This window comes from Deinococcus betulae, from assembly GCF_020166395.1.
In the GTDB taxonomy this organism is placed as follows: Bacteria; Deinococcota; Deinococci; order Deinococcales; family Deinococcaceae; genus Deinococcus; species Deinococcus betulae.
This window is the reverse complement of sequence record NZ_JAIQXU010000014.1, coordinates 14,698-38,304: the sequence shown is the minus strand read 5'-3', so window position 1 is coordinate 38,304 and position 23,607 is coordinate 14,698. Positions and strand designations below refer to the sequence as shown.

Annotated in this window: 20 protein-coding genes; 16 read left to right on the top strand and 4 right to left on the bottom strand. The window is 69.5% G+C overall.

Annotated elements, in window-relative coordinates; all coding sequences use genetic code 11:
• Window positions 1-102: 102 nt before the first annotated feature.
• The 9 genes from K7W42_RS11740 to K7W42_RS11700 are packed head-to-tail and all read left to right on the top strand — an operon-like array spanning window position 103 to window position 9,702.
• Window positions 103-1,035 carry an ABC transporter ATP-binding protein gene (locus K7W42_RS11740; protein WP_224574851.1) on the top strand — a complete coding sequence of 311 codons (933 nt, stop codon included), beginning with the start codon at window positions 103-105 and terminating at the stop codon, window positions 1,033-1,035.
• Entirely contained in the window at window positions 1,028-1,807 is a 780-nt protein-coding gene (locus tag K7W42_RS11735) for an ABC transporter permease (protein ID WP_157457630.1), read from the top strand. The genes K7W42_RS11740 and K7W42_RS11735 overlap by 8 nt, the downstream gene beginning before the upstream one ends.
• Window positions 1,807-4,494, top strand: coding sequence for an insulinase family protein (locus K7W42_RS11730; protein WP_224574849.1), 2,688 nt, complete (start codon window positions 1,807-1,809; stop codon window positions 4,492-4,494). The genes K7W42_RS11735 and K7W42_RS11730 overlap by 1 nt, the downstream gene beginning before the upstream one ends.
• A complete protein-coding gene (locus K7W42_RS11725; protein WP_157457628.1) occupies window positions 4,491-5,459 on the top strand; it encodes a DUF6895 family protein in 969 nt (322 codons plus the stop codon). The genes K7W42_RS11730 and K7W42_RS11725 overlap by 4 nt, the downstream gene beginning before the upstream one ends.
• On the top strand, window positions 5,456-6,364 hold the full coding sequence (locus K7W42_RS11720; RefSeq protein ID WP_224574847.1) for a hypothetical protein: 909 nt from the start codon (window positions 5,456-5,458) through the stop codon (window positions 6,362-6,364). Before K7W42_RS11725 ends, K7W42_RS11720 begins: the two co-directional genes overlap by 4 nt.
• Window positions 6,345-6,893, top strand: coding sequence for a hypothetical protein (locus K7W42_RS11715; protein WP_224574845.1), 549 nt, complete (start codon window positions 6,345-6,347; stop codon window positions 6,891-6,893). The genes K7W42_RS11720 and K7W42_RS11715 overlap by 20 nt, the downstream gene beginning before the upstream one ends.
• A complete protein-coding gene (locus tag K7W42_RS11710; protein WP_224574843.1) occupies window positions 6,880-7,593 on the top strand; it encodes an ATP-binding cassette domain-containing protein in 714 nt (237 codons plus the stop codon). Before K7W42_RS11715 ends, K7W42_RS11710 begins: the two co-directional genes overlap by 14 nt.
• Window positions 7,586-9,091 carry a hypothetical protein gene (locus K7W42_RS11705; protein ID WP_224574842.1) on the top strand — a complete coding sequence of 502 codons (1,506 nt, stop codon included), beginning with the start codon at window positions 7,586-7,588 and terminating at the stop codon, window positions 9,089-9,091. The genes K7W42_RS11710 and K7W42_RS11705 overlap by 8 nt, the downstream gene beginning before the upstream one ends.
• Window positions 9,088-9,702 (top strand): helix-turn-helix domain-containing protein, encoded by a 615-nt coding sequence (locus K7W42_RS11700; RefSeq protein WP_224574841.1) that lies wholly within the window; start codon window positions 9,088-9,090, stop codon window positions 9,700-9,702. Before K7W42_RS11705 ends, K7W42_RS11700 begins: the two co-directional genes overlap by 4 nt.
• 427 nt (window positions 9,703-10,129) lie before the next feature.
• Here K7W42_RS11700 and K7W42_RS11695 read toward each other — a convergent pair whose 3' ends face one another.
• Genes K7W42_RS11695 through K7W42_RS11685 form a run of 3 tightly spaced genes read right to left on the bottom strand, consistent with a single transcriptional unit; the run spans window position 10,130 to window position 13,155 of the window.
• Window positions 10,130-12,196, bottom strand: a complete 2,067-nt coding sequence (locus K7W42_RS11695) for an MDR family MFS transporter (protein WP_224574840.1) — start codon at window positions 12,194-12,196, stop codon at window positions 10,130-10,132.
• Window positions 12,193-12,690, bottom strand: a complete 498-nt coding sequence (locus K7W42_RS11690) for a MarR family winged helix-turn-helix transcriptional regulator (protein WP_224574839.1) — start codon at window positions 12,688-12,690, stop codon at window positions 12,193-12,195. Before K7W42_RS11690 ends, K7W42_RS11695 begins: the two co-directional genes overlap by 4 nt.
• Window positions 12,691-13,155, bottom strand: coding sequence for a universal stress protein (locus K7W42_RS11685; RefSeq protein ID WP_224574838.1), 465 nt, complete (start codon window positions 13,153-13,155; stop codon window positions 12,691-12,693). It abuts the gene before it with no gap.
• Between the two features lie 191 nt (window positions 13,156-13,346).
• Between K7W42_RS11685 and K7W42_RS11680 the strand changes: the two genes are divergently transcribed.
• The 6 genes from K7W42_RS11680 (at window position 13,347) to K7W42_RS11655 (ending at window position 22,122) form a co-directional block, all read left to right on the top strand.
• The gene (locus tag K7W42_RS11680; RefSeq protein WP_224574837.1) at window positions 13,347-14,534 is read left to right on the top strand and encodes an ROK family transcriptional regulator; all 1,188 of its coding nucleotides are present in this window, start codon (window positions 13,347-13,349) and stop codon (window positions 14,532-14,534) included.
• Window positions 14,535-14,608: 74 nt separating this feature from the next.
• The gene (locus K7W42_RS11675) at window positions 14,609-16,237 is read left to right on the top strand and encodes an ABC transporter substrate-binding protein (RefSeq protein ID WP_224574836.1); all 1,629 of its coding nucleotides are present in this window, start codon (window positions 14,609-14,611) and stop codon (window positions 16,235-16,237) included.
• 60 nt (window positions 16,238-16,297) lie between these two features.
• A complete protein-coding gene (locus tag K7W42_RS11670; RefSeq protein WP_224574835.1) occupies window positions 16,298-17,284 on the top strand; it encodes an ABC transporter permease in 987 nt (328 codons plus the stop codon).
• Window positions 17,281-19,215, top strand: coding sequence for a dipeptide/oligopeptide/nickel ABC transporter permease/ATP-binding protein (locus tag K7W42_RS11665; RefSeq protein ID WP_224574834.1), 1,935 nt, complete (start codon window positions 17,281-17,283; stop codon window positions 19,213-19,215). The genes K7W42_RS11670 and K7W42_RS11665 overlap by 4 nt, the downstream gene beginning before the upstream one ends.
• Entirely contained in the window at window positions 19,202-20,263 is a 1,062-nt protein-coding gene (locus K7W42_RS11660) for an ABC transporter ATP-binding protein (protein WP_224574832.1), read from the top strand. The genes K7W42_RS11665 and K7W42_RS11660 overlap by 14 nt, the downstream gene beginning before the upstream one ends.
• Window positions 20,264-20,292: 29 nt before the next feature.
• Window positions 20,293-22,122 (top strand): glycoside hydrolase family 3 protein, encoded by a 1,830-nt coding sequence (locus tag K7W42_RS11655; RefSeq protein WP_224574830.1) that lies wholly within the window; start codon window positions 20,293-20,295, stop codon window positions 22,120-22,122.
• A gap of 63 nt (window positions 22,123-22,185) precedes the next feature.
• On the opposite strand, the gene K7W42_RS11650 is transcribed toward K7W42_RS11655, so the two are convergent.
• On the bottom strand, window positions 22,186-22,998 hold the full coding sequence (locus K7W42_RS11650; RefSeq protein WP_224574828.1) for an SDR family NAD(P)-dependent oxidoreductase: 813 nt from the start codon (window positions 22,996-22,998) through the stop codon (window positions 22,186-22,188).
• An 89-nt stretch (window positions 22,999-23,087) separates the two neighbouring features.
• Between K7W42_RS11650 and K7W42_RS11645 the strand changes: the two genes are divergently transcribed.
• Window positions 23,088-23,516 carry a winged helix-turn-helix transcriptional regulator gene (locus K7W42_RS11645; protein ID WP_224574826.1) on the top strand — a complete coding sequence of 143 codons (429 nt, stop codon included), beginning with the start codon at window positions 23,088-23,090 and terminating at the stop codon, window positions 23,514-23,516.
• Window positions 23,517-23,607: the final 91 nt, after the last annotated feature.

Below are 23,607 nucleotides of genomic sequence, written 5' to 3'. Positions count from 1 at the left end.
AGAGCCGCCCCCAGGTCTAGCCTGGGGGCGGCTCCCTTTGTTTCTCCACGCTTTCTCTCTGGCCTGCGTACCGTGCGCGTGACCCACCAGGAGGGGGGAAACATGGACGTATTGCAGGCGACGAACCTCAGAAAGTCGTATCGGTCCGGGGCGCAGGTGGTGGAGGCGGTGCAGGGCGTGAGCCTGAGCTGCCGTGCAGGCGAGGTGGTGGCGTTCCTGGGCGCAAACGGCGCAGGGAAGACCACCACGCTGAAGATACTGACGGGCCTGATTCGCCCTGACAGTGGCGAGGTGCGCATCTGCGGCGGCGACCCGCACGCAGACGCGCGGGTGCTGGAACGCATCGGTGCGGTGCTGGAGGGCAACCGCAACACCTACTGGACGCTGACCGTGCAGGAAAACTTCGAGTATTTCGGCGTGCTGCGTGGCCTGAGCCGCACGCAGGTGCGCCGCCGCGTGCCGGGCCTCCTTGAAGAATTTGACCTGACCGACAAGCGCCACACGCAGGTGCAGCGGCTGTCGCGCGGGATGCAGCAGAAGCTGGCCATCGCTCTGGCTGTCCTGCCAGAGCCCCAGCTGCTGCTGCTGGACGAGCCGACGCTGGGGCTGGACGTGCAGGCGACACTGGACATGCAGGCGCTGGTCAGGTCGCTGGTGGCGCGCGGCTGCGCGGTGCTTCTCACGACGCACCAGCTGGACGTCGCGCAGAAACTCTCGGACCGGGTGGTCATCATGCGCCGGGGGCAGGTCATCACCGAGCAGCCCACCCGCGAATTGCTACGTGCCTATAGCGGCAGCGGCTTTGACCTGCGGTTTGAAGGGACCCTGAGTGACCCTCAGCGCCGCGCACTGCTCAGCCTGGGTGCCGAGGAAGTGGAGCCGGGCCGCCTGTCGTACTTTGGGCCGGGCGCGCTGCTGTACGAGGTGCTTGATGCCCTGCGGCCCCTGGAACTGCGGGCCGTGACCCCAGGCGAGGTGGATCTGGCCGACGTGTTCCTGCGGGTCAACAGCGAAGCGGAGGTGGCGTATGCGTGACGCCGCGCGCCTTTTTCAAGCCGAGTGGCTGCGCTCGGTCATCCTGATGCGCCGCTACCTGGGCAATACGGTGGGCAGCGTGCTGGGCCTGACGGTCGTGTTTCTGGGACTGTTTTTCAGCACGCGGTACGTGTCGGGCATGAGCAGTTTCGGAGAGCGGCTGGACAGCGTGGTCGTGGGCTACGTGCTGTGGTCGCTGATTCTGTTCGTGCTGGCCGACGTGAGCATGGACGCGCAAAATGAGGCGCAGACCGGCACGCTGGAGCAGATCTGCCTGTCCCGCTTTGGGCTGACGCGGGTGTTCGTGCTGCGCAGCCTGACGCGGGTGGTGTGGACCCTGCTGATGAACGCGGTGGTCCTGAGTGTCATCTGCCTGGTCACGGGTACGCGCCTGCACCTGAGTCCCTGGTTGATCGTGCCGGTCGCCTCGGCGCTGATGGGCGCATTTGGGCTGGCCTTTATGTTTGGGGCGCTGGCCCTGGGCGCCAAGCGCATTCAGCAGCTGCTGAACCTGGCCAATTTTGCGCTGCTGTTCGTGGTGATGACGCCGTTTGAGAAGACGGCCCCCGCCCTGTTCCCCCTGCTTTCGCTGCTGCCGATGGTGCCGGGCGCGGCAGGCGTGCGGACTGTCATGGTGGACGGCAGCGCCCCGAGCCTCCTGAGTGCGGCTGTCATGCTGATCGGCGGCGCGCTGTGGTTTGGGCTGGGCATGCAGGTGTTCCGCCGCGCCGACCGCGCGGTACGGACACGCGGTCTGCTGGGGAGCTACTGATGACGCCCCCCTGCCCCCCGGCCGCCCACCTGCATGGGTTCCGCCTGGAGCGGCTGCGCCCCCTGCCGGTCCTGGGCGGGTCGTTCGGAGAGTACCGGCACGAGAGCGGCGCGCGGCTGCTGCACGTGGCGGCGCCTGACGAAAGCAGCGCCCTGAGCGTCTCGTTCCGCACACCCGCCTGGAGTGACGCGGGGCACCCACACGTTCTGGAACATCTGGTGCTGATGGGTTCGCGGCGCTTTCCCGGCCGGGACGCCTTTCAGGCGTGGCAGCGCTGGCAACTGCTGGATTACCTGAATGCCAGCACCACCCGCGACTGGACGGCGTTCACGGCCTCTGGCACGGTGCCCGGCGACCTGCTGGAGACCCTGGACTTCCTGCTGGACGCGGCCTTTCATCCGCTGCTGGAAGACGGAGCGTTCCGGCAAGAAGCGTGGCGCGTGCAGGCCGACGGCTCGCTGGGCGGCGTCATCCTGAATGAGATGCGTGGGGCGCAGGCCCACCCGGCGCGGCGGCTGCGCGAAGCGGCCGGCGCGGCGCTGTTTCCGGGCTCGCCCTACGCCTGGCAATCGGGCGGCACACCTGAAGCCCTGTCAGACCTCACGGTGCAGGCCGTGCGGGCCTACCACGCGCAGCACTACGTGCCGGCCAACCTCACGGTGTTTGTGTACGGCCTGCTGCCGCTGCCCGAGGTGACTCGGCGCGTGAACGAGGTGCTGCGGGAGCTGCGGCGCGGTGAGGCGGCCCCCGCGCCACAGCCGGTCTCGGCCGGGGTGCCCAAGTGGACCGTGACGCACCCCAGCAGCGCGCAGACCCTGGTGGCGTGGGCCCTGCCGGCCAACCTGACTCCGCTGGAGGTTCAGGGCCTGAATGTGCTGGGGCTAGCCCTGCTGGGCCACCCGGACGCGCCGCTGCCGCGTGCCATGCGGGTGCTGGGCGGCCCACTGGCCGACGGCAGTGGCCTGCACGCGGACACCGCCCAGCCCGTGCTGGCCGCCGGGGTGGCGGCGGCCGTGGACGGCAGCGTACTGCTGGAGACCCTCCTGAACGTGGTGCGTACCCCACTGTCTGAGTCAGAGGCGCGCGCGGCGCTGGGCCGCTACACCCTGAGCGCCCTGGACACCCAGCACCACGGCTTTCCATACGGCGTCCAGCTGTCGTTTGACGTGCTGGGCGCGGCGCACCACGGCCACGACGCGCTGCCGCAGGCGCTGGCGGGCGCGGTGCAGACGCTTCAAAGCCTGCCGGACCTACCGGGCTTCCTGACGGACCTGGCCCGCCGACTGGTGGTAGACAATCCGCACCGCAGCGTGGTGCAGCTGGCCCTGGCGGCTGACCCCGTCCCCCGCACCGGGGTCCCGGTGCCGGCCGAGATGAGCGCCCCTGAGATGACTCACGCCCCCGCCCAGATCAGCGCACGCTCAGGGACGCTGGCCGAACGGGTTCGCCTGCCCCGCGCGCCGGCACTTCACGCGGGCGAGGTTCTCGATGTACCGGTGCAGGCGGCGCAGGTGACGGGCGCCCTGACGCAACTGAGCGTCAGCCGGGATCTCAGGAGCCCCCTGACGCTGCTGGGCTGGCTGCCTGCCTACCTGGCTGTGCTGCCGCGCAGCCCGCTGGGGCAGGCGCTAACGCGTGAAGTGCAGGCCCTGGGCGCAACCTGGAGCGTGAATGCGGACACCACGCACGATCCACATGATCCGGCCCAGGTGACCCTGAGCGTCACCCTGAACGTGCGGGGCCTGAGTGGCCGCATGCCCGACGTCTTGGCCCGGCTGGGCCAGGACTGGACAGCCCTGAGCCCCGTGCCCGTGGACGCCCCCCAGGCCCTGCGTGACCGGGCCGCCCAGCTGCGCACCCACCTGGCCACGCAGGCGGCGCAACTGGGTATGCTGCGCGCCGCGCTGGCCGTCAATCCCGGTTTTGGGGTCCGGGAGCTGTGCGACGGCACCACCGGACACGACCTGCTGGCGGCGGCGGCGGCCCACCCAGCGCTGGACAGCACGCTGCGCGCCCTGCATGCCGCCCTGTGGTCCCGCGAAGGCTTGCGCGCGGTAGTTGTGGCCGACGCACCCGGCGCGGCGTTGCCTTCCGTGCTGCGGCCCCTGCTGGCGGGCTTGCCGACTGGCGTCAGCGGCGCGCTGCCCCCTCTGAGCGCCGAATCGACCTGGCCAGCGCTGACCGGCTCGGCGGCGCTGGCCTGGCCGACGGTGCCGTACGCGCACCCCAGCGCCCCGGCCTTTGCCCTGCTGGGCCGCGCCCTTCAGGACGCGCTGCACGCCCCGGTGCGGGCACAGGGCGGCGCGTACGCCGTGACGGTTCGCGCCCTGCCAGAAGCGGGGGTCATGCTGGCCGTCTCGGCGCGCGACCCGCACCCAGAGCGCACGCTGGAAGTCTTCCGCGCGGCGGCCCATCACCTGCCCGACCTGCGCGGCGAGGCCCTGGAAGCCGCGCGGCTGGGCGCGGTGCGGCAGGTGCTTCCCCTGCGTTCACAGGCCATGCAGGCGCGGCAGGCGGCCCTGGACGCCCAGTTCGGGTTCGCGCCGCACCGCGCGGCGTTCCTGCGGGGCCTGCTTTCGGCCACACCAGACGATCTGGACCGTGTGGCGGCCAGCCTGACCGCCCCCAGTCTTCCCCCTGCCCGCCCTTCGCTGGCGGTTCCCGCTGTTGCCCTGGGGGCCCTATGACCACGGACCATCCGGCGCTGCCAGTCTTTCGCCGCGCGCTCGCGTGGGTGTCGGCGCATCTGGACGCCTTTCATCCCGACCACGCATTCGTGTCGGACCATTCGCTGCGCGTCAAGCCGTTCATTGAACTGGTGTTCGTTCTGAACCCCTTTCTGCGGCGCGGTCTGCACCATCAGGAGCCGCACCTCGCGGCCCTGGCGGCCTTCTGCGCACAGACCTTCAGCACCTACGATTTCGCCGCTTTCGCGCATCAGGACCCGGCGGGCCTGATCGTCTTCGCCCTGCGCGATGAATTTGACGCGCTGTGCGGGCGCGCCGCGGCGCGGGACGGCCTGCTCGCCCGTTACCGGCAGACCGGCCTGCCCGACCTGGTGCGGGTGAGCCGCACGCCCTACCGCGCGATGGACCTGGCCTACAGCGTGGCGCGCGCCGAGCTGCACTTTGACCCCCGGTCGCTGCTCCCGGACCTGCCCCGCACGGTGCTGGGGACGGGGCGGCCCCTGCCCCACTGCACTGATTCGGACCTGTATTCACTGACGCACACCCTCTTCTACCTGGCGGACCTGGGCGAGGCGGACCTGAGGGCGTGCTGGTCAGACACAGCGGGGTTGGGCGAGACCCTGTGCGGGGCGCTGGGCCTGACCCTGCGCGCGGGCAACGCAGACCTGAGCGGCGAACTGCTGATGTGCCTGGCCTTTCTGGGTGAAACCGACTCGCCAGCGGCCCGCCTGGCCTGGGAGCGGCTGGCGGCCCTGCAACTGCCGTGCGGGGCGGTCCCTGCCCCCAGCTACCGCCCTGGGCGGGACGACGCGGCGCCTGACAGCCAGGCCGGCCACTACCGCTTCACGCAGAGTTACCACACCACGCTGGTGATGCTGGGCGCGGCGATGCCTGCCCTGTTTCCTGCGGCCCACAATCTCCCCGAACTGCCCGCGCTGGGCACGAAAGTGCCGGTGGCCTCATGACGGCGCTCCTGCCGCCGCCAGTGCCCGCTGCCCCTCTGGAAACCCAGGCGTGGCTGACGGTGCTGAACGACACGCTGCCCCGCCAGGTGTTCGGCCCGGAAGCAAGCCGGGACGTGCAGCAACTGGCGACCATCTGCCGCAGCCTGCTGTGCCTGCCCGCCGGGCTGGCCCTGCCGGGCGACACCCGACTTCAGCGGGTGATGGGCGCGCTGCTGCGTCATCCCCTCTGGGAGGACCTGCTGCTCACGAACGCCGAGTGGCTGCACCCGGCCCTGCCGGCCCTGCACCTGTGGCACCGGCACTGGGCGGCCCTGCCGGGCGTGCTGAGGCCGGTGCAGCGCACGCTGGACGCCCAGCTGCTCACCCGCGCCGAATGGACGCCCATGCACCTGCTGGACCTGAGTGTGCACCTGCACGCCCTTCAGGCCGACGGCCTGAACCTGAGCCGCGCGGCCCTGCCCGTTCCGGCGGACGTGGCGCAGACCTCTGCCCTGGGCACCAGCGCCCCGACCTGGCTCTGGTGCTACGAAAAGGTCAGCGTCCTGAATTATCTGCTGCGCGCGGCCCGCAGCGGCGGCCTCGGGGTGCCGACCTGGAGCACCGGGGTCACGGCGGCCAACCTCATTCACGCGCTGCGGGGCTTGCAGGCCCCAGACACGGCCGACCGTGAGGGTGCGCTGCGGGCTGCGGCCGACCACGCGCTGGCCCACGCCCTGAGCGCCGCGCCCAGTTCGCCCCTGCTGCGCCGCGCGCTGCAACTCGTAGCAGACACCCTGGCGGCCTGGCCAGACCCTCAGGACCGCTGGTTGTGGCCCGTGGTGGCCGCCAATCTGGGCGCCGCCGCCAGCCAATTAGAGCCCCTAGTCCCCTCAGGAGACCCACAAGATGCGCGTCGTTCCCTTTGACTTTAAAGCGGCTGCCCGCTGGGCAGCGGACCTGCTGACCCTGCCCCTTTCAGAAGACGCGGCCCAGCTGGCGCGCGGCACGGTTGCCTGCGCGGGCCTGACGGTGCCGGCGCTGCCAGCGCAGGCCGAGCCCCTGCCCCTGGCGACCTGGCTGGACCTGGAGTCGGCGGCGCTTCAGGCGCAGGTGCGGGCGGCGCTGGCCCAGCCGCACCCTGCCGGGCTGGACCCACTGGCCGGCATGGTCGTGCCCGGCTGCGCGTTTGCGGCCTGCCGGGACAATGACCTCCCCCTCGCTGCGGCGCTGCTGGAGCTGCTGCTGCACTGGCGCAGCCCCCACGCCGTGGACGTGGCGGATTTCCTGGCTTTCCAGCAGCGGGCCGACGGGGCGTGTGGGTATCTCAATCCACTGCGGCCCGCGCCGTTTGCGCGGCACGAGGCGGCCCTGCGTTTCCACCTGCCAGCCACACACGCGGTCACCCGCGCGCTGGCGGCCTACGAACTGAGCGAGGTGGCCCGTGTCCACGCTTGAGGTGCGCGACCTGCGGGTGCGCTTCGGCCGCGTGGAGGCGCTGCGCGGCGTGACCCTGAGCCTGCGCCCCGGCGTGACTGGCCTGGTCGGCGCAAATGGAGCTGGCAAGAGCACGCTGATCCGCACTCTGGCGACCCTGCAGCGCCCCAGTGGGGGCCAGCTGGTCTGGGACGGGCAGGACGTGACGCGGCGCCCTAATGCCCTGCGCCGCGTGCTGGGCTACGTGCCGCAGGCTGGGGGCGCGTATCCGCAGCTCACGCCCACTGAATTTTTGCAGTACATGGGGGCTGCCAAGCGTCTGAACGCGCGCGCGGTGGACGCCCAGATTCCGGCGCTGCTGGACGCCGTGAATCTGAGTGCGCACGCAGGGAGGCCCATCGGGTCCTTCTCGGGCGGTATGGCGAGGCGGGTGCTGATTGCCCAGGCGCTGCTGGGCGACCCGGCCCTGCTGATTCTGGACGAGCCCAGCGTGGGCCTGGACGCCGAGGAACGCGCGCGCTTTCAGGCGCTGCTGCGCGAGCAGGGCACGCGCGCCGTCGTGCTGCTGGTCACGCATATTCAAGAAGACCTGGACGCGGCAGCCGGCCGGCTCCTGACCCTGGAAGGAGGCGTCATTGCCGGAGAGACGGTGCAGCGGCGCGCGCCTGCTCCTGTTAGCGGCCCTTTCCCCCTTCCCGAATGGGAGGTGGCCCGTGCCTGACCTGCTGCGGTTGCTGGCGCTGGAACTGCGGCTGCGGGCGCGGCAGGGTGGGCTGCCTCTGCTGGTGCTGGGCATGGTGGTGGTCACGGCGCTGTACCTGCCTGCCAGGGACGCGGCCTACCTGACCCTCAGTGTGGACGGCCAGCGCGGCGCCTACTCATGGGCCTGGGTCGGCCTGGTGACGGGCATCCTGGGGGCGCTGGCCTTCAGCCTGGCGGCCTTCTTTCTGGTGGGCCGCCGGCCTCAGCGCGACGCGGCGGCTGGCGTGTGGCCCGTTCTGACGGCCAGCCCGGCCTCGCGCGCGGCGCTGCTGGGCGCGCGCACCCTGGCCGACACGCTGCTGCTGTGGGCCCTGTGGGGTGTGGTCTTGCTGGGCAGCGCCGCCGTGGTGGCCGCGCGGGCCGAGGCCACAGGCGCGCCTGACCTCTCAGGTCTGCTGCTGCCCGGCGTCCTGATTGCCTTTCCGGTGCTGGCCCTCGTGGCAGCCCTGGGGACCCTGCTGGACGCCGTGATGCCCCGCGCCCGTCTGGGACGCGGCGTGGCCGGGATGATGCTCTGGACCGCGCTGGTCGGTGCCGCGCTGGGCACGCCCGCGCCCGTCCCAGACCTGCTGGGCGTCCGCGAGCCGCTGCGGCAGGCGACGCTGGCCCTGACGGGCCATGTTCCGGAGCCGTTCACCCTGGCGCAAAGTGGCGTGAACGTGGGCCTGGCTGCCCGCACCGCCCCCCTGGTGCCCCAGCCCTGGACGGGGCTGACCTGGACCTCCGCCCAGGTTGCCGAACGGGCCCTGCCGCTGGCGCTGGCCGCGCTGCTGGTGGGTGTGGCGGCCCTGTTTGACCCCAGGCGTGGCCAGCCCCGTGCGGCGCGTCCCGTGGGTGCAGCCCGCACCCTGCGGCCCTGGCCCCTGCCGGCCCGGTCAGGGTTGCGGCTGGCTGCGCTGGACCTGCGCGCCGCGCTGCTGGGTGTGCCGCGCTGGCTGCCCCTGCTGGCGGCCCTGCTGGGCGCGGCGGGCCTGAGTGCCGCCGCCAATCCCGGTTCACCGCTGCTGCCTCTGCTGCTGATTGTGGGCGTGCCGGTGGCCACGCGGGTGCTGTTTCAGGACCGCGCCGCTGGTGTAGAAGCCCTGCTGGGAACCGTACCGGCTGGCCCGGCACTGCCCCTGGTCCGAGCCGCGACGGCGTTTGCGGCGCTGCTGGTGCCCGCGTCAGGTGCGCTGCTGGTGCTGCTGCCCACCCGCCCCGACCTGAGCCTGGCGCTGCTGGCGTCTGCGCTGCTGACCGCGCTGCTGCTGCTGACCCTGCGTGACCTGGCGGTCAATGACGCCGCCAGCGAGGGCCTGCTGTTTCTGGCGTGGTATCTCGGGCCGTTCAATCACCTGGGGGCCCTGGACACCCTGAACCCCGAGCACACCCCTCTCGTGCTGGTCCTGAGCGCCGTCCTTAGCGCCGCGCACCTGATCCGCCGCCTGCCCCGCCGCTTCTCGGAGGTACCCGTATGACCACTCCGGCCACCACCCTGCCGCCGGTTGCGCTGCACGACACGACCGGGCTCTACCTGACCTTTCTGGGTGCCGAGCAGGCCACACTGGACGGCCAGACCCTCAAACTGCGCCGCCGCTTCTGCGAGATTCTGCTGATTCTGGCCACGAACCCCAACGGCTTGACCGGGGGGCAGCTCTCGGCGGCGCTGTACGGTGAATGGAGCGACACCCAGAACCAGGCCGTCGAAGTCCACCGCCTCTCCAAGTTGGTGGAGCTGAGCAGTAAACCCTACCGGCTGGTGCGGGTGGTGGGCGCGGACTTTCTGAGCGTGCAGGACCTCTTGATGGAGGGCCGGACCCGTGAGGCCGCGCTGCTGTACCGGGGTGAACTGCTTCCCCTGTCAGATGCCCCGGCGGTGAACGAGTACCGCGAGTATCTGCACGAGAGCATTCGGCAGGCCGCCCTGCTGAGTCAGGAGCTGGAGCCTCTGTGGACGCTGGTTGCCCGCTTTCCAGACGACCTGGAACTTATCGAGGCGCTGAACGAGCGGCTGCCACGGGAAGACGTGCGGCGCGGGATGGTTCAGGCCAGAATGCGTCTGGCCCAGCGCCGACTCTGCGCTTCTTGACCAGTTGTGGCCTGCGGGGCGGCCGTCCATGAACCGCTTGGGCCAAGTTGAGGCAGGTGTGATCCGCATAGCTGAGGTGCAGGAGAGCCAGCTCAAGGCCCGGCGGCGAACATTATTCATGTCCACGAAGGCCGCTTTCCGTGATGACTCGCTCTTCTGGGAAGCCGTGCTGGCCCACTCACCTCAGGGTGTTTGAAAGACCTCAGGGCCAGGTTCCTGTTCCGCTGATTCAAGCAGTGCTTGGAAGGCAATAGATGACCAGGCTCATTTCGAGGTGAAGTGCTCTGCCAGTTGCTATGCGATCCGCCTGACTTCTGGACGTGTACCGCGCGACTCAGGATGTACCCAAAGGGAGTTGAGGACGCCTTGGTCAGACAAAGAAAAAGGGCGGCGTCATGTGGATATGACGCCGCCCCCTTTTTCACCTTCAATCGGTTCCGATCTCCGTGGACCGGAATTCATCTTCAAGCAGGGTCTCACGCGCGACTTCGCGGGGTTCGGCCTCGGGCAGCAGGAAACTGAGCAGCAAGGCCAACACGGTGATGCCCAGGCCGACCTGATAGAGGAGTTCCACTGACCCGGTAAACGCCTGTTTGATGCCCAGGCCCACCCGGTCAATCACGGGCAGCACGTCCGCGCGGGTGGCCTCCAGCCCCTTCAGCACGGGGGCGAGCAGGGCTGCCGGTTGGGTGGCCCGCGCCGCCTGCTGCTGAGCCGCTAGGCCAGCCTCCACCTGCGCAAAGGCCTGCGGTCCCTGGTCGCCAGCCCCAGTTTGGGCCAGCGCGCGGACCTGGGCTGGGGTCTGGGGACTCTGCACCACTGCGGCAATGGCCGCCGGTTCACGGCCCACGATGGCCCGCCGCAGCAGTTGCCGCTGGGCTTCAAACTGCCCGTCAATCGCACCGGGAAAGCCGCCCTGGTTTAGCACCGCGCGCACTTGCTCGGGCGTCTGCGGGTCGGCCAGCATCTTCTGTATGGCGGCCTGGTCTCCGTCCCGCAGCGCTGAGGTATACAGGTCCCGCTGGGTGTCGAAACGCTCGTTGACCTGACGCTTGACCTGGGCCGCGTCAAAACCTTGACTGCCCACACTGGCGCCGCCAGCGGGGCTGAACTGACTGCGCACGGCGGCGGGCAGGGTGGTGGTGGCCGCCGTCACGCTGGTCTGAATGTTGTCTTTCAGGGTGCTGGCAAACAGGGTGCCCAGAATTGCCACCCCGATGGTGCTGCCCAAAGAACGCAGGAAGTTGCTGGCCCCGGTGGCCGAACCGATATCGCGCGGATGGACGGTGCCCTGAATCGCCAGGGTGAGCATCGGCAGCACAGGCCCCAGCCCCAGCCCCACCACGATCATCTTCCAGGTCAGTTCAAACTGCGTGCTTTGCGGGCTGAGGGTCCAGCCCATCAGGGCAAACCCGATCAGCAGGATGACCGTGCCCAGCACAATGATGGGTTTAATGCGCCCTGTGCGCGCGAACACTTGGCCCGCCACGATGCTGCTGAGCACCAGACCGATGGTCAGCGGAAAGGTTGTGAGCCCGGCGTTGGTGGCCGACAGCCCGATGACATTCACCATGAACAGCGGCAGAAAGACGGTCGCCGCGAAGAACACCACCCCGAGCAGAAAGGTGATCGCCATGGCCACCGAGAACGTGCGGTCCTTGAACATGCGGATGTCGATGATGGGATCGGCGGCGCGGCGCTCGGTGGCCAGGAAGGCGAGGAACGTCACGAGGGCCACCGCGCCCAGACTCAGAATCTGCCACGAGCCCCAGAGGAAACCGCTCTCTCCGGGGGCCACGGTGGTTTTGCCCAGCGAGAGCGCCAGCAACAGCGAAATACTGAACACGCTGAGCAGCAGCACACCCGGCACGTCAATGGGCGCCCGCTCACGTTCCTGCCGCAAGGCCGGCATAAACAGCATGAAGGCCAGCGCCGCGATGCCCAGCGGCACACTGATGAAAAAGACGTTGTGCCAGCCGAAGTGGTCGGTCACGTAGCCGCCCACCACCGCGCCCAGCACCGTCGAGAGGCTGAACACGGCGCCGATGATACCGGTGTAACGCCCCCGTTCTTCCGGGAGGTAAAGATCGGCGATGACGGCGTACATCAGGCCGATCAGTGCAGCGCCGCCCAGCCCCTGCACGGCGCGCCCGGCAATCAAGCCGCCGACGCCGTCGGCCAGACCACACACGATGGACCCCAGAATAAATAGCACCGTGCCGAAGATCAGGATGACCTTGCGGCCCCACAGGTCGCTGAGTTTGCCGTAGATGGGAACCAGGGTGGTGCTGGCGAGCAGGTAGGCGGTGGTAATCCAGGAATACAGGCTGTTCTCAATGCCCAGGGCTTTTTGAATGGCCGGGCCGGCCGTGGACACGATGGTCTGGTTCATGCTGGCCAGCAGCACAGCCAGGATGAGAGAGATCAGGCTCAGATTCCTCTGAGCGGGCGTGAGTTTCAGGCCTGTGAGGGCCACAGGTGTCGAGGTGGTCATTCGGACTCCGGGCGAGGTGGGGTGATGGGCGAAGGCAGAGAATCGGTCATGGCCAACACGTCAATGGCCGCCAGCAAGGCCGAGAGCCGCTCGGCACCCATGCCCTGCAAATGTGCGGAAATGACCTGCTGAATGGCCTGACTGGCCTGCTGGGTAAGGGCGGCGCCCGTCGGCGTGAGGCTGAGCCGAATGCGGCGGGAATCTTCCGGGTCCAGCTGACGTTCCAGCCAGCCACGAGCCACCAGGGACTCCAGCAGGCGGCTGAGCTGCGTCGGAATGATGCCCAGGTGCGCGGACAGGTCTTTGGGGTAGACGACGCCGCGCTCGACGGCCCGCAGCAGGATGAACCGCTGCAGGTCCAGTTCTCCGGCCTCGGCCAGAACCGGTTCGGCCAGCTGTTTCAAGCGGCGGTTGAGTTGCCAGAGGCCCCCCAGAAAGCGCGCGACCGCATCTTCTGGCAGCGCCGCAGGAGCATCTGTCGCTGGCGAGACCACTCAGCGCACCACCAGAACGTCAACGGGCGAGGCGTGGCTGACCATATCGGACACGCTGCCGGCCAGAGCCGCACTCCAGGCACTGGTATGGCGCCGCCCCAGAACAATCAGGTCGGCCTGCACGTCGTGGGCAACGGTGAGGATGGCGTCAGCGGGTTTAAGGGCAGTGACCAGGTGTTCCCGGACCGTCAGGCCACGGCTCCGCAGCGCCTGGGCGGTCTGCTGCAAATGCGTTTCAAAGCGCTGCCGCTCTGCCTGAGCGGTGCGGGTATCGGGGCCGCCGGCACCCAGGGCCAGTGCAACGTTTTCCAGCCCGCCCTGACCCTGAGGAATCACTGTGACCAGATGAATGGCCGCGCCGTAGTGCTCGGCCAGTTGCGCGGCCCGCTCAACCGCCAGCACCGAATGAGGAGCGCCGCCCGTCGCAACAAGCAGGCGCGAATAGAGGGGAGGGAGGGGAGACATACCCTCACTCTAAGCCAATAGTTATCTAATGGCAATAGTTTGCCTTGAGTGAATAAGTAGAAAGGCGCCGATTTGCTCAGTGAAAATGTATGCAGGAGCATGGCGGCCTGATCCTGACCTTCCTGGCTTGACAGCTCCTTTTTGCCGGAGGTACTGTAGACCCATTAAATTAATTAAATAAAGGAGACGAGATGCGCTCCCAGAAAGTGGACCAGCGAGCCGCGCGGGTCATCCACCGAACCATGATTCTCAACGAGCTTCGCCGCTGTGGCCCGCTCAGCCGAACCCAACTGGCGGAACGAACCCAACTCAGTCCCGCCGCCGTTTCTTTCGTAACGGCCGACCTCCTGACCGAAGCCCTGCTGGTTGAGCAGGCCCAGCACACCAGCCGGGGTCGGGCGGTACCGCTGGACGTGAACTATGCCGGGCATTTCGCCGTGGGACTCAAGGTGATGGAGACCCATCTGGAAGCGGTGCTGACCGATCTCTCGTTGAGTGTCCTGGGCGACCTGACCGTGACGTACAGCGACCACACCCCGCAACGGGTCACGGCCGCCGCTGTGGAAGCCACCAACTTGCTACTGGCACAAGCGGGCTTGAGTCGCGCCCGGCTGGGCGGCGTGGGGCTGGGTCTGCCGGGCAACATTGACCCGCACACAGGGACCTGCCTGAAGTCCTACCGGCTGGACTGGACCGAGGTGCCCATCACCGGCCTGATCTCGGACGCCCTGGGGGTGCCGGTGTGGGCCGACAACGACGTGAACGCCTTCGCCACCGCCGAGCGGCTGGTGGGCCGGGGCAAGCACGCCCGCGACTTTCTGGTGGTCACGGTGGGGCGCGGCATCGGCTCGGGGCTGGTGCTGGGAGGCGAACTGTACCGGGGCGGCCGGGGCGGCGCAGGCGAGTTGGGGCATCTGCTCTCGGAACCGGGTGGCCGGGTGTGCGAGTGCGGCAAGCGCGGCTGCCTGGAGGCCTACGCCGCCGAGCCCAGCCTGGCGCAGCAACTGGCCGAGTCGGGCGCAGATGTGCCGAACGCCGTCGACTTTGCTGCCCTGGTGGCGGACGGGGACCCTGGCGCTCTGACCCTGGTGACGGACGCCGGCACGCGATTGGGCCGCGCGCTGGCGCAGGCTGCCAACTGGCTGGACCCCGAACTGATCATCGTGGGCGGCGAGGGCGTGCGCCTAGGCGAGCCGCTGTTCGCGCCGATGCGCGCCGCCCTCTACGCCCACCTGCATACCGCTGACGCCCAGACTCTCCCACTCCTGATTGACCCGTGGGGCGACGACGCCTGGGCGCGCGGCGCTGCTGGCCTGGTGGTCGAGCAGTTTTTTGGCGAGTCCTCTCCATCTCCACCAGCTGAAGCCGCAGCGACTTAAACCCCCCAATCCAGTTGACGCAGCACACCCTGTCTTGTGCGCCGGGACCCGCTCTGGTCCCGAAAGGACCGTCCATGAAGAAGCGCCTCACCCTGACCGCCGTGCTCGCCGCTGCCCTGACCGTCTCCGTCCACGCGCAGCAGCCCAAGAACGTCTTTACCGTGGTGCGTCCGACCCAGTGGGGCGCGCAGAACTTCAACCCGTTTGCGCCGGGCGACCAGCACCTGCTGCCGACCAACAGCGCCATCTACGAGTCGCTGTTCTACGTGAACACCCTGAACGGCAAGGTGACGCCGGTCCTAGGCACCAAGTACACCTGGAGCGCCGACAACAAGACCCTGACCGTCAGCACCCGCCCCGGCGTGAAGTGGCACGACGGCTCGGCCTTTAGCGCCCGCGACGCGGCCTTTACCTTCAACTACCTCAAGCAGTACCCGGCGCTGGACACGTCGGCCATCTGGAAAAACGGGCTGGCGAGCGCCAAGGCCACGAACGACACGACCCTGATCCTGACCTTCTCCAAGGCCAACACGACCATCTTCCCCTACATCGCCGGGCAGATGATCGTGCCCGAAGCGATCTGGAGCAAGATCAGCTCGCCTCTCACCGAGACGAACGCCAAGCCAGTGGGCACCGGCCCCTTCACCTTTGACGCCTACAGTCAGCAGGCCCTGCGCGTGCTGAAAAACCCCAACTACTGGATGAAGGGCCAGCCCTACATCGACGCGGTGGTGTGGGTCTCGACGAACAGCAACGACGCCGCGCTTCTCAAACTGCTTAAGGGTGAGGCCGATTACGGCTACGTCGGGCAGGCCGACCCCGTGAACGGCTACCAGAAGAAGGGCCCCAACAACCAGTTCTGGTGGCCGGTGACGGGTGACAACTACCTATACTTCAACACCACCAAGGCGCCCTTCAACGACCCAGCCTTCCGGCGCGCTATCTCGCAGGCGGTGAACACTGCGAACGTGGCCGAGAAGGCCTACGCCGGGGCCGCCAAGGCCGCGCACAGCAGCGGCATCATCCCGGGGCAGCAGGCGCAGTGGCTCCCGGCCGGCACCCCCAGCCTGAAGTACGACATGGCCGCCGCCGACGCCGCCCTGACCAAGGCCGGCTACAAGAAGAATGCTCAGGGCGTGCGTCTGGGCAAAGACGGCAAGCCCCTGCCCACCTTCAAGATTCTGGTCGGCGCGGGCTGGACCGACTTCATCACGATGGCGCAGGTCATCGGCGGCGACCTCAAGAAGATCGGCCTGAACACCCAGATTGACCAGCAGGCCTGGAGCAGCTACGCGGGTGGCCTGCAGACCGGCACCTTCGACATGGGCATCAGCTGGGGCTGGGGCGGCGGCCCGACCCCCTACTACCTGTTCAACCAGAGCTTCGGGCCCGAGTACAGCGCGCCGGTGGGCAAGACCGCGCCCAGCAACCTCTCGCGCTACACCAACCCCGCCGTCACGGCGGCCCTGACACAGTTCCAGAGCACCAGCGACGCGGCCACTCAGAAAAAGGCCATGGCGACCATCGTTAAGGCGGTTATGACCGACATGCCCTGGCTGCCGCTGACGGACCGCTCGGAGTTCTCGAATTACTCGACGGTGCGCTTCACCGGCTTCCCGACTGCCCAGAACCCCTACAACGCGGGGACGGCCGACGACACGGCGGGCGCCCGCCTGCTGTACCTGAACGTCAAGCCCAAGTAAGCCCGCCGGGGAGGCCGGGAGGTCTTGCCCGCCTCCCGGCCGAGTCTGTTCGAGGTGTCCATGCCCTACCTGCTGCGCAAATTCCTGTTTCTGCTGCTCACCCTCTGGGCGGCGGTGACGCTCAATTTCGTCCTGCCGCGCCTCGTGCCCGGCGACCCCATCGGCGCCATGCTCGCCAAGTACCAGGGCAAGCTCGACCCCTCGGCGGTGGACGCCCTGACGGTCGCCTACGGCCTGAACGACCAGGGCAACCTCCTGACGCAGTACGTCACCTACCTGGGCCACATGCTGCGCGGCGACTTCGGGCGCTCCATCGGGCAGTTTCCGACGCCGGTCGTGGACATCGTCGCCCAGGCCGCGCCCTGGACCATCGGGCTGGTGGGGGTCTGCACCGTCCTGGCCTTCCTGCTCGGCAGCGCCCTGGGGCTCTACAGCGCGTGGCGCCGGGGGGGGCGGGTGGCCGACGCCCTGCCGCCCATCGCCCTGTTCCTGAACTCCATGCCGTACTTCTGGTTCGCGCTGCTGCTGCTGTACCTGCTGGCCTTCCGCACCGGCACCTTTCCGCTGAGCGGCAGCCTCGACCCCTTCCTGACGCAGTTCAGCGCCGACTGGTGGAAGAGCCTGCTGCGTCACGCCGCGCTGCCGGCCCTGACCATCGTGGTGACGGCGGCGGGCGGCTGGCTGATCACCATGCGCAACAACGTGATGGGTGTGATGGGCGAGGACTACGTCGCCTTCGCCCGCGCCAAGGGCCTGAGCGAAGGCCGGCTGCTGAACCGCTACGTGCTGCGTAACGCCCTGCTGCCGAGCTTCACGGCCTTCGGCATGGCGCTGGGCTTCGTGGTGGGCGGCAGTATCCTGACCGAGACGGTGTTCTCGTACCCGGGGCTGGGACTCCAGCTCTACAACGCCGTGACCACCCTGGACTACCCGCTCATGCAGGCCATCTTCCTGTTCATCGCGCTGGCGGTGCTCATCGCCAACTTCATCGTGGACGCGCTGTACGCCGTCCTCGACCCGCGCGTGCGCGACGGGAAGGCCGGATGAGAAATCTCCTGACCTTCCTGCGGCGCTCGCCACGCGCGGCGGCCGGGGCAGCGCTGCTGCTCCTCATGTTCGCGCTGGCGCTCTTCGCGCCGCTGCTTACGCCCTACTCACCCACCTCGCAGGACTTCGGGACGTGGCTGCCGCCGCAGGCCGGGCACCTCCTGGGCACGACCGCGCTGGGCCAGGACATCTGGACGCAACTGCTGTACGGCGCGCGGCTCACGCTGCTCATCGGCTTCGCGGCCGGCATCGTCGCCACCTTCATCGGCACGTCGCTGGGGCTCACGGCGGCCTACTTCGGGGGCAAGACCGACGAGGCCATCAACGTGCTCGTCAACGTGTTCCTGGTGCTGCCGGGGTTGCCGCTGCTCATCATCGCCAGCGCCTTCCTGCGGGGCGGCGGCGTGTGGTCCATCATCATCGTCATCGCGCTCACCGGCTGGGCCTGGGGGGCGCGGGTGCTGCGCTCGCAGGCGCTGGCGCTGCGCGGGCGCGACTTCGTGTCGGCCGCCATCGCCTCGGGCGAGCGCCCGCTGCGCATCATCTTCGCGGAGATGCTGCCCAACCTCGCGGGCCTCATCGCGGCGAGCTTCTTCGGCACCGCGCTCTACGCCGTGCTCTCGGAGGCCGGGCTGGCCTACCTGGGCATGGGTGACGTATCGCAGGTCACCTGGGGCACCATGCTGTACTGGGCCGGGGCGCGCGGCGCGCTCCTCCAGGGTGCGTGGTGGTGGATCGCCGCGCCGGGCCTGATGATCGCGTTGCTGGGCACGGCCTTCGCGCTCATCAACTTCGGCATCGACGAGATCACCAACCCGCGCATCGTGAATGCGGGGATGGGCCGCCGCAGGGACCGGCGTCCGGCGGGCCGGGCGAAGACGGCCCCGGCCCTGGCCGCCACGCCCGCCCCGACCGCCGCGCCGCTGCTGGCCGTCTCGCACCTCGATGCCGGCTACCTCACGCCGCGCACCGGCCGCGCGGGCAGCGGGCGCGTGCGGGCCGTGCGCGACGTGTCGCTGGACATCGCGCCCGGCGAGTTCGTGGGGCTGGCGGGCGAGTCGGGCTGCGGCAAGTCCACCCTGGCCTTCGCGGCGACGCGGCTGCTCGAAGCCCCGGGCACGGTCTTCGGCGGCGAGTCGCGCCTGTCGGGCCAGGACCTGCTGTCGCTGAGCCCCGAGGAGCTGCGCTGGGTGCGCTGGCGCGACTACTCGGTGGTGTTCCAGGCGAGCATGAACATCCTCAACCCCGTGCTGCGCGTGCGCGAACAGGTGTACGACGCGATGCAGGCGCACGGCGTGAAGGACCCGGCCCGGCTGGAGGCCCGCGCCCGCGCGCTGTTCGAGCTGGTGGGCATCCGCCCGGACTACCTGGGCGCCTACCCGCACCAGCTCTCCGGCGGCATGAAGCAGCGCGTGGTGATCGCCATCGCGCTGGCCCTCGAACCCAAACTCGTCGTGATGGACGAGCCGACCACGGCGCTCGACGTGGTGGTGCAGCGCCAGATTCTCCAGGAAATCGACGCGGCCCGCCGCCGCCTGGGCATCTCGGTCATCTTCATCACGCACGACCTGTCGCTGCTCGTCGAGATGAGTGACCGCATCGCCATCATGTACGCGGGCGAGATCATCGAGGAGGCGCCGGCCGCCGACCTCTATGCCCGCCCGCTGCACCCCTACACCGAGCGCCTGATGCACGCCTTCCCGCCGCTGGACGGCCCGCGCGAGCGCCGGGGCGGCATTCCGGGCCGGCCGCCACCGCTGAGCGCCGAGCTGCCGGGCTGTCCCTTCTTCGACCGCTGCCCGAGCCGCATGCCCGGCAGATGCGACACACAGAAACCCGCCAGCGTGGAGATCGCGCCGGGCCACCGCGTCGCGTGTTTCCTGCACTCCAGCGCCGTCAAACCCCAGGAGTACCCCGATGCCGCCGACTGACGCCATGCCGACCGTCCCCGCCCTGGAACTCGATGGCCTGACCAAGGTGTTCACCGTGGGGAGGTCCGGCCGCAGCGTGACCGCCGTGAACGACGTGACCCTCACCCTCGGGCGCGGCGAGGTGCTGGGGCTGGTGGGCGAGTCCGGCAGCGGCAAGAGCACCGTCGCCCGCCTGCTCTCGCGCCTGCACGAGCCGACGCGCGGCGCGCTGCGCCTGAACGGCCAGCCGGTCCCCGCGCGGCTCTCGGGCCGCTCGCTGCAGTCGTTTCGCCGGCAGGTCCAGATGATCTTCCAGGACCCCTTCGCCAGCCTCAACCCGCTGCACACGGTCGGCTACATCGTGGGGCGGCCTCTCCAGATTCACGGACTGGCGCGCGGGCGCGAGGTGGGGCCGCAGGTGGCGGCGCTGCTGGAGCGCGTGGGCCTCTCGCCCGGCGCGGACTACGCCGCCAAACGGCCCCACGAACTTTCGGGCGGGCAGCGCCAGCGGGTGGTGATCGCCCGCGCCCTGGCCGCGCGCCCGGGCGTGATCCTGGCCGACGAGCCGACCTCGGCGCTCGACGTGTCCATCCGGCTCGACATCATGAACCTGCTGCTCGACCTGCGCGACCAGGAGGGCCTGTCCATGCTGTTCATCACCCACGACCTCGCGGGCGCGCGCTACATGAGTGACCGCGTCGCCGTGATGTACGCCGGACACCTCGTCGAGATCGGCCCTTCCGAGGCGGTGATCGGCACCCCCCAGATGCCCTACACGCAGCTGCTGCGGAGCGCCGCGCCCAAGCCCGAGGGCAACTTCGGGGCCGGCCCGCTGGAGGCGCGCGGCGAGGTGCCCGACCTGGGCCACCTGCCGCCCGGCTGCCCCTTCGAGCCGCGCTGCCCGCACGCCCGCGCCGCGTGCCGCGAGGGCCTGCCCCGTCTGTACGACGTGGGGCCGGGGCACCAGGCCCGCTGCATCCTCCACGACCCGGTGCTGGCCGCGCAGCCGACCCTGCCCGAACAGCAGGGCCATTCCCAGCGGCCTGCGGCCCCCCACGCCCAGATCTGATCCGGATTTTTCCGTACAAGGACGTTTCCATGCCCCAGCACATCCCCTTCGTAGAAGACCTCCTCGCGCGCATGACCCTGGACGAAAAGATCGGCCAGATGACCCAGCCCGAAAAGAACAGCGTGAAGCCCGGCGACGTGGCCCGCCTCGGCCTGGGCTCGGTCCTGAGCGGCGGCGGCGGCAACCCCGACCCCAACAGCCCCCGGGGCTGGCGCGACATGGTGACGGCCTTTATCGCCGAGGCGCAGGAGTCGCGCCTGAAGATCCCGCTCCTCTACGGCTCGGACGCCGTGCACGGGCACAACAACGTGGTGGGGGCGACCATCTTCCCGCATAACGTCGGTCTGGGGGCGACGAACGACCCGGAACTGCTGCGCCGCATCGGCCGCGCGACCGCGCTGGAGGCCGCCGCCACGAATGTGCGCTGGGCCTTCGCGCCCGCCGTGAGCATCCCGCAGGACTTCCGCTGGGGCCGCAGCTACGAGGGCTACGGCCAGGACCCGGCGCTCGTGGGCCGGCTGGCCGCCGCGCTCGTGGAGGGCTTCAAGGGCGAGGGCTGGAACTCAGCCACCGCCGTGCTGCCCTCGGTCAAGCACTTCATCGCCGACGGGGCGACCGACTGGGGCAGCGGCAAGCGCGCCCGCATGACCGACCCCGACCACGACCGCACGCTGGCGATCGCCCAGATGGGCGAGGATTTCGTGACCCTGCTCGACAAGGGGGCGTGGCAGATCGACCAGGGCGACTCGACCATTGACGAGGAGACGCTGCGCGCCGTACACCTGCCGCCCTACCGCGCCGCTATCGAGGCCGGGGCCCTGAACGTGATGGTCTCCTACAGCAGCTGGCAGGGCCTCAAGATGCACGCGCACTGCTATCTCATCACCGACGTGCTCAAGGGTGAGCTGGGCTTCGAGGGCTTCGTCGTCTCCGACTGGGAGGGCGTGCAGCAGGTGTCGCCCGATTTCGACACGGCCGTGCGCGAATCCGTCAACGCGGGTGTGGACATGGTGATGGTGCCCTTCGACTACGAGAGCTTCATCGCCTCGCTGCGCCGCGCTGTGGAGGCGGGCGAGGTCAGTGGCGAGCGCATCGACGACGCCGTGCGCCGCATCCTGAACACCAAGCACGCCCTGGGGCTGTTCGGGCAACCGCACACCGACCCGGCGCTGCTCTCCGAGGTCGGCTCGGACGCCCACCGCGCCCTGGCCCGCGAGGCCGCCGCCAAGTCGGCCGTGCTCCTCAAGAACGGAGGCGTGTTTCCGCTGCCCGAAGATGCCCGCCTGCTCGTGGCCGGAAAGGCCGCCGACGACCTGGGCCTGCAATGCGGCGGCTGGACGATCACCTGGATGGGCGGCGAGGGCGCGACGACGACCGGCACCACGCTGCTGGAGGGGCTGCGGGCCGGGGCCGGCGGGCGCCGGATTGAGTATGCCCCGGCCGGCGAGGGCGAGGAACGCTTTCCTGTGGGCCTCGTCGTACTGGCCGAGGAACCCTACGCCGAGGGCATGGGCGACCGCTCGTCGCTGGCCCTGACCGACGAGCACCGCGCCCTCGTCGCGCGGATGCGGGCCCGCTGCGACCAGGTGGCCGTGGTGTTGTACTCGGGCCGCCCCCTGATCGTCGCGCCGGACCTGGAAGGCTGGGACGCCTTCGTCGCCGCGTGGCTGCCCGGCAGCGAGGGGGCTGGGTTGGCCGACGTGCTGCTGGGCGCGCGGCCCTTCACCGGGCGGCTGTCCTTCGACTGGCCGCGCACGCTGGCCGACCTGCCGCGCCGTGAGGGCTCGGACGCGCTGTTCCGGGTCGGGGCCGGGCAGACGACCGACGTGGCCGAGGAGCGCTCGCCGGTCACGGGCTGAAGCCTGGAAGTGGGGCCAGGGGGGCGCGCCGGTGAGAGACCGGGCGCCCCCCCGGCAGCCCCCCTAGAACCGGAGTCTGGTGCTGAGCATGCCCCCGTCGACATCCAGAATGTTGCCCTGGACGAACGCGGCCTCGGAAGAGACGAGAAACCGGACGCCGTAGGCGACGTCGATAGGCCGGACCGGCCGGCCGGACACGGTCGCGGAGGTCATCGCGTCGAGGACGGCGGCGAGGTCGGCGTTGCCCGGCGTCAGGGTCGCGCCGGGGGCGACCGTGTTGACCCGGACGCCGCGCGGGCCGTATTCCGCCGCCCAGTTGCGGGTCATCTGCTCCAGGGCGGCCTTAGAGGCGGTGTACATCGCCCCGCTGGTGGTGCCGACCCGGCCCATCCAGGACCCGATGTTGACGATGTGGCCCGATCCCCGCGCGGCCATACCGGGTGCGAGCGCCGCGACGAGCACGTGCGGCGCCCGAATGTTCGTGGCCAGCAGCGCGTCAAGGTCGTGGTCCGGGAGCAGCTCGGTCGGCGTGACCGGATAGACCCCGGCGTTGTTGACGAGGATGTCCACCCCGCCGCCGAAAGCTGCCGTGGCCGCCTGCGCGAAGGCCCGCAGCTCGGCGTAGGAGCCGGAGAGGTCGGCGGGCACGGCCCAGGCCCGGCCCCCGGCCGAGGTGACGGCGTCCGCGACCCGCCGGGCGCGGGCGGCGTCGCGGCCACTGACCACGACCTCGGCGCCCGAGGCGGCCAGGACATGGGCGATGGCCTCACCGATGCCGCTCGTGGAGCCGGTGACGATGGCCTTCTGGCCCGCGAGCCGGGTATCGTGCGGCAGAGAGGTGAGCGGGTCGGCGTTGGTGTGCAGGTCGTTCGGCATGGGTAAGCCTCCTGGCCGGGACAGGCAGAGCCGAATCAAAAGCGGTTGCATTCCCGAACCGGTTGCAGCCTAGTTAAACTGGTGCGATAATGCAACCAGTGAAGAAGCAAGGCGACGACTCCGTTCGCTCGGGCTGTCCGGTGAGCCTGGGGCTGGACATTTTTGGCGACCGCTGGACGCTGCTCATCGTCCGCGACCTGATGTTCGGGGGCAAGCGCCATTTCCGGGAGATGCTGGCCTCCGAGGAACACATCTCGTCGAACATCCTGGCTGACCGCCTGAAACTGCTGCTGGCACAGGACATCGTGACTGCCGCCCCCGACCCGGACCATGCCCAGAAGGTCATCTACCGGCTGACCGAGAAGGGCGTCGCTCTCTACCCGGTCCTGATGGCGATCAGCGAGTGGAGCTACCAGTATCGCCCGGTCGAGGAGCGTTATCTCGCGGGCGACCCGGCGGCCAACCGTGCAGATCAGGTGCAGCAGATGGCCGACCTGCGCCGGACACATCTCGAATGAATCGTGTGGCACAGATACGCCAAAGCTGACCGCCAGCTGGCATCAGCGAGTCGAGCGTCTCAAGGGTGGTGTCTGTGCAGGTCTGAAGGGG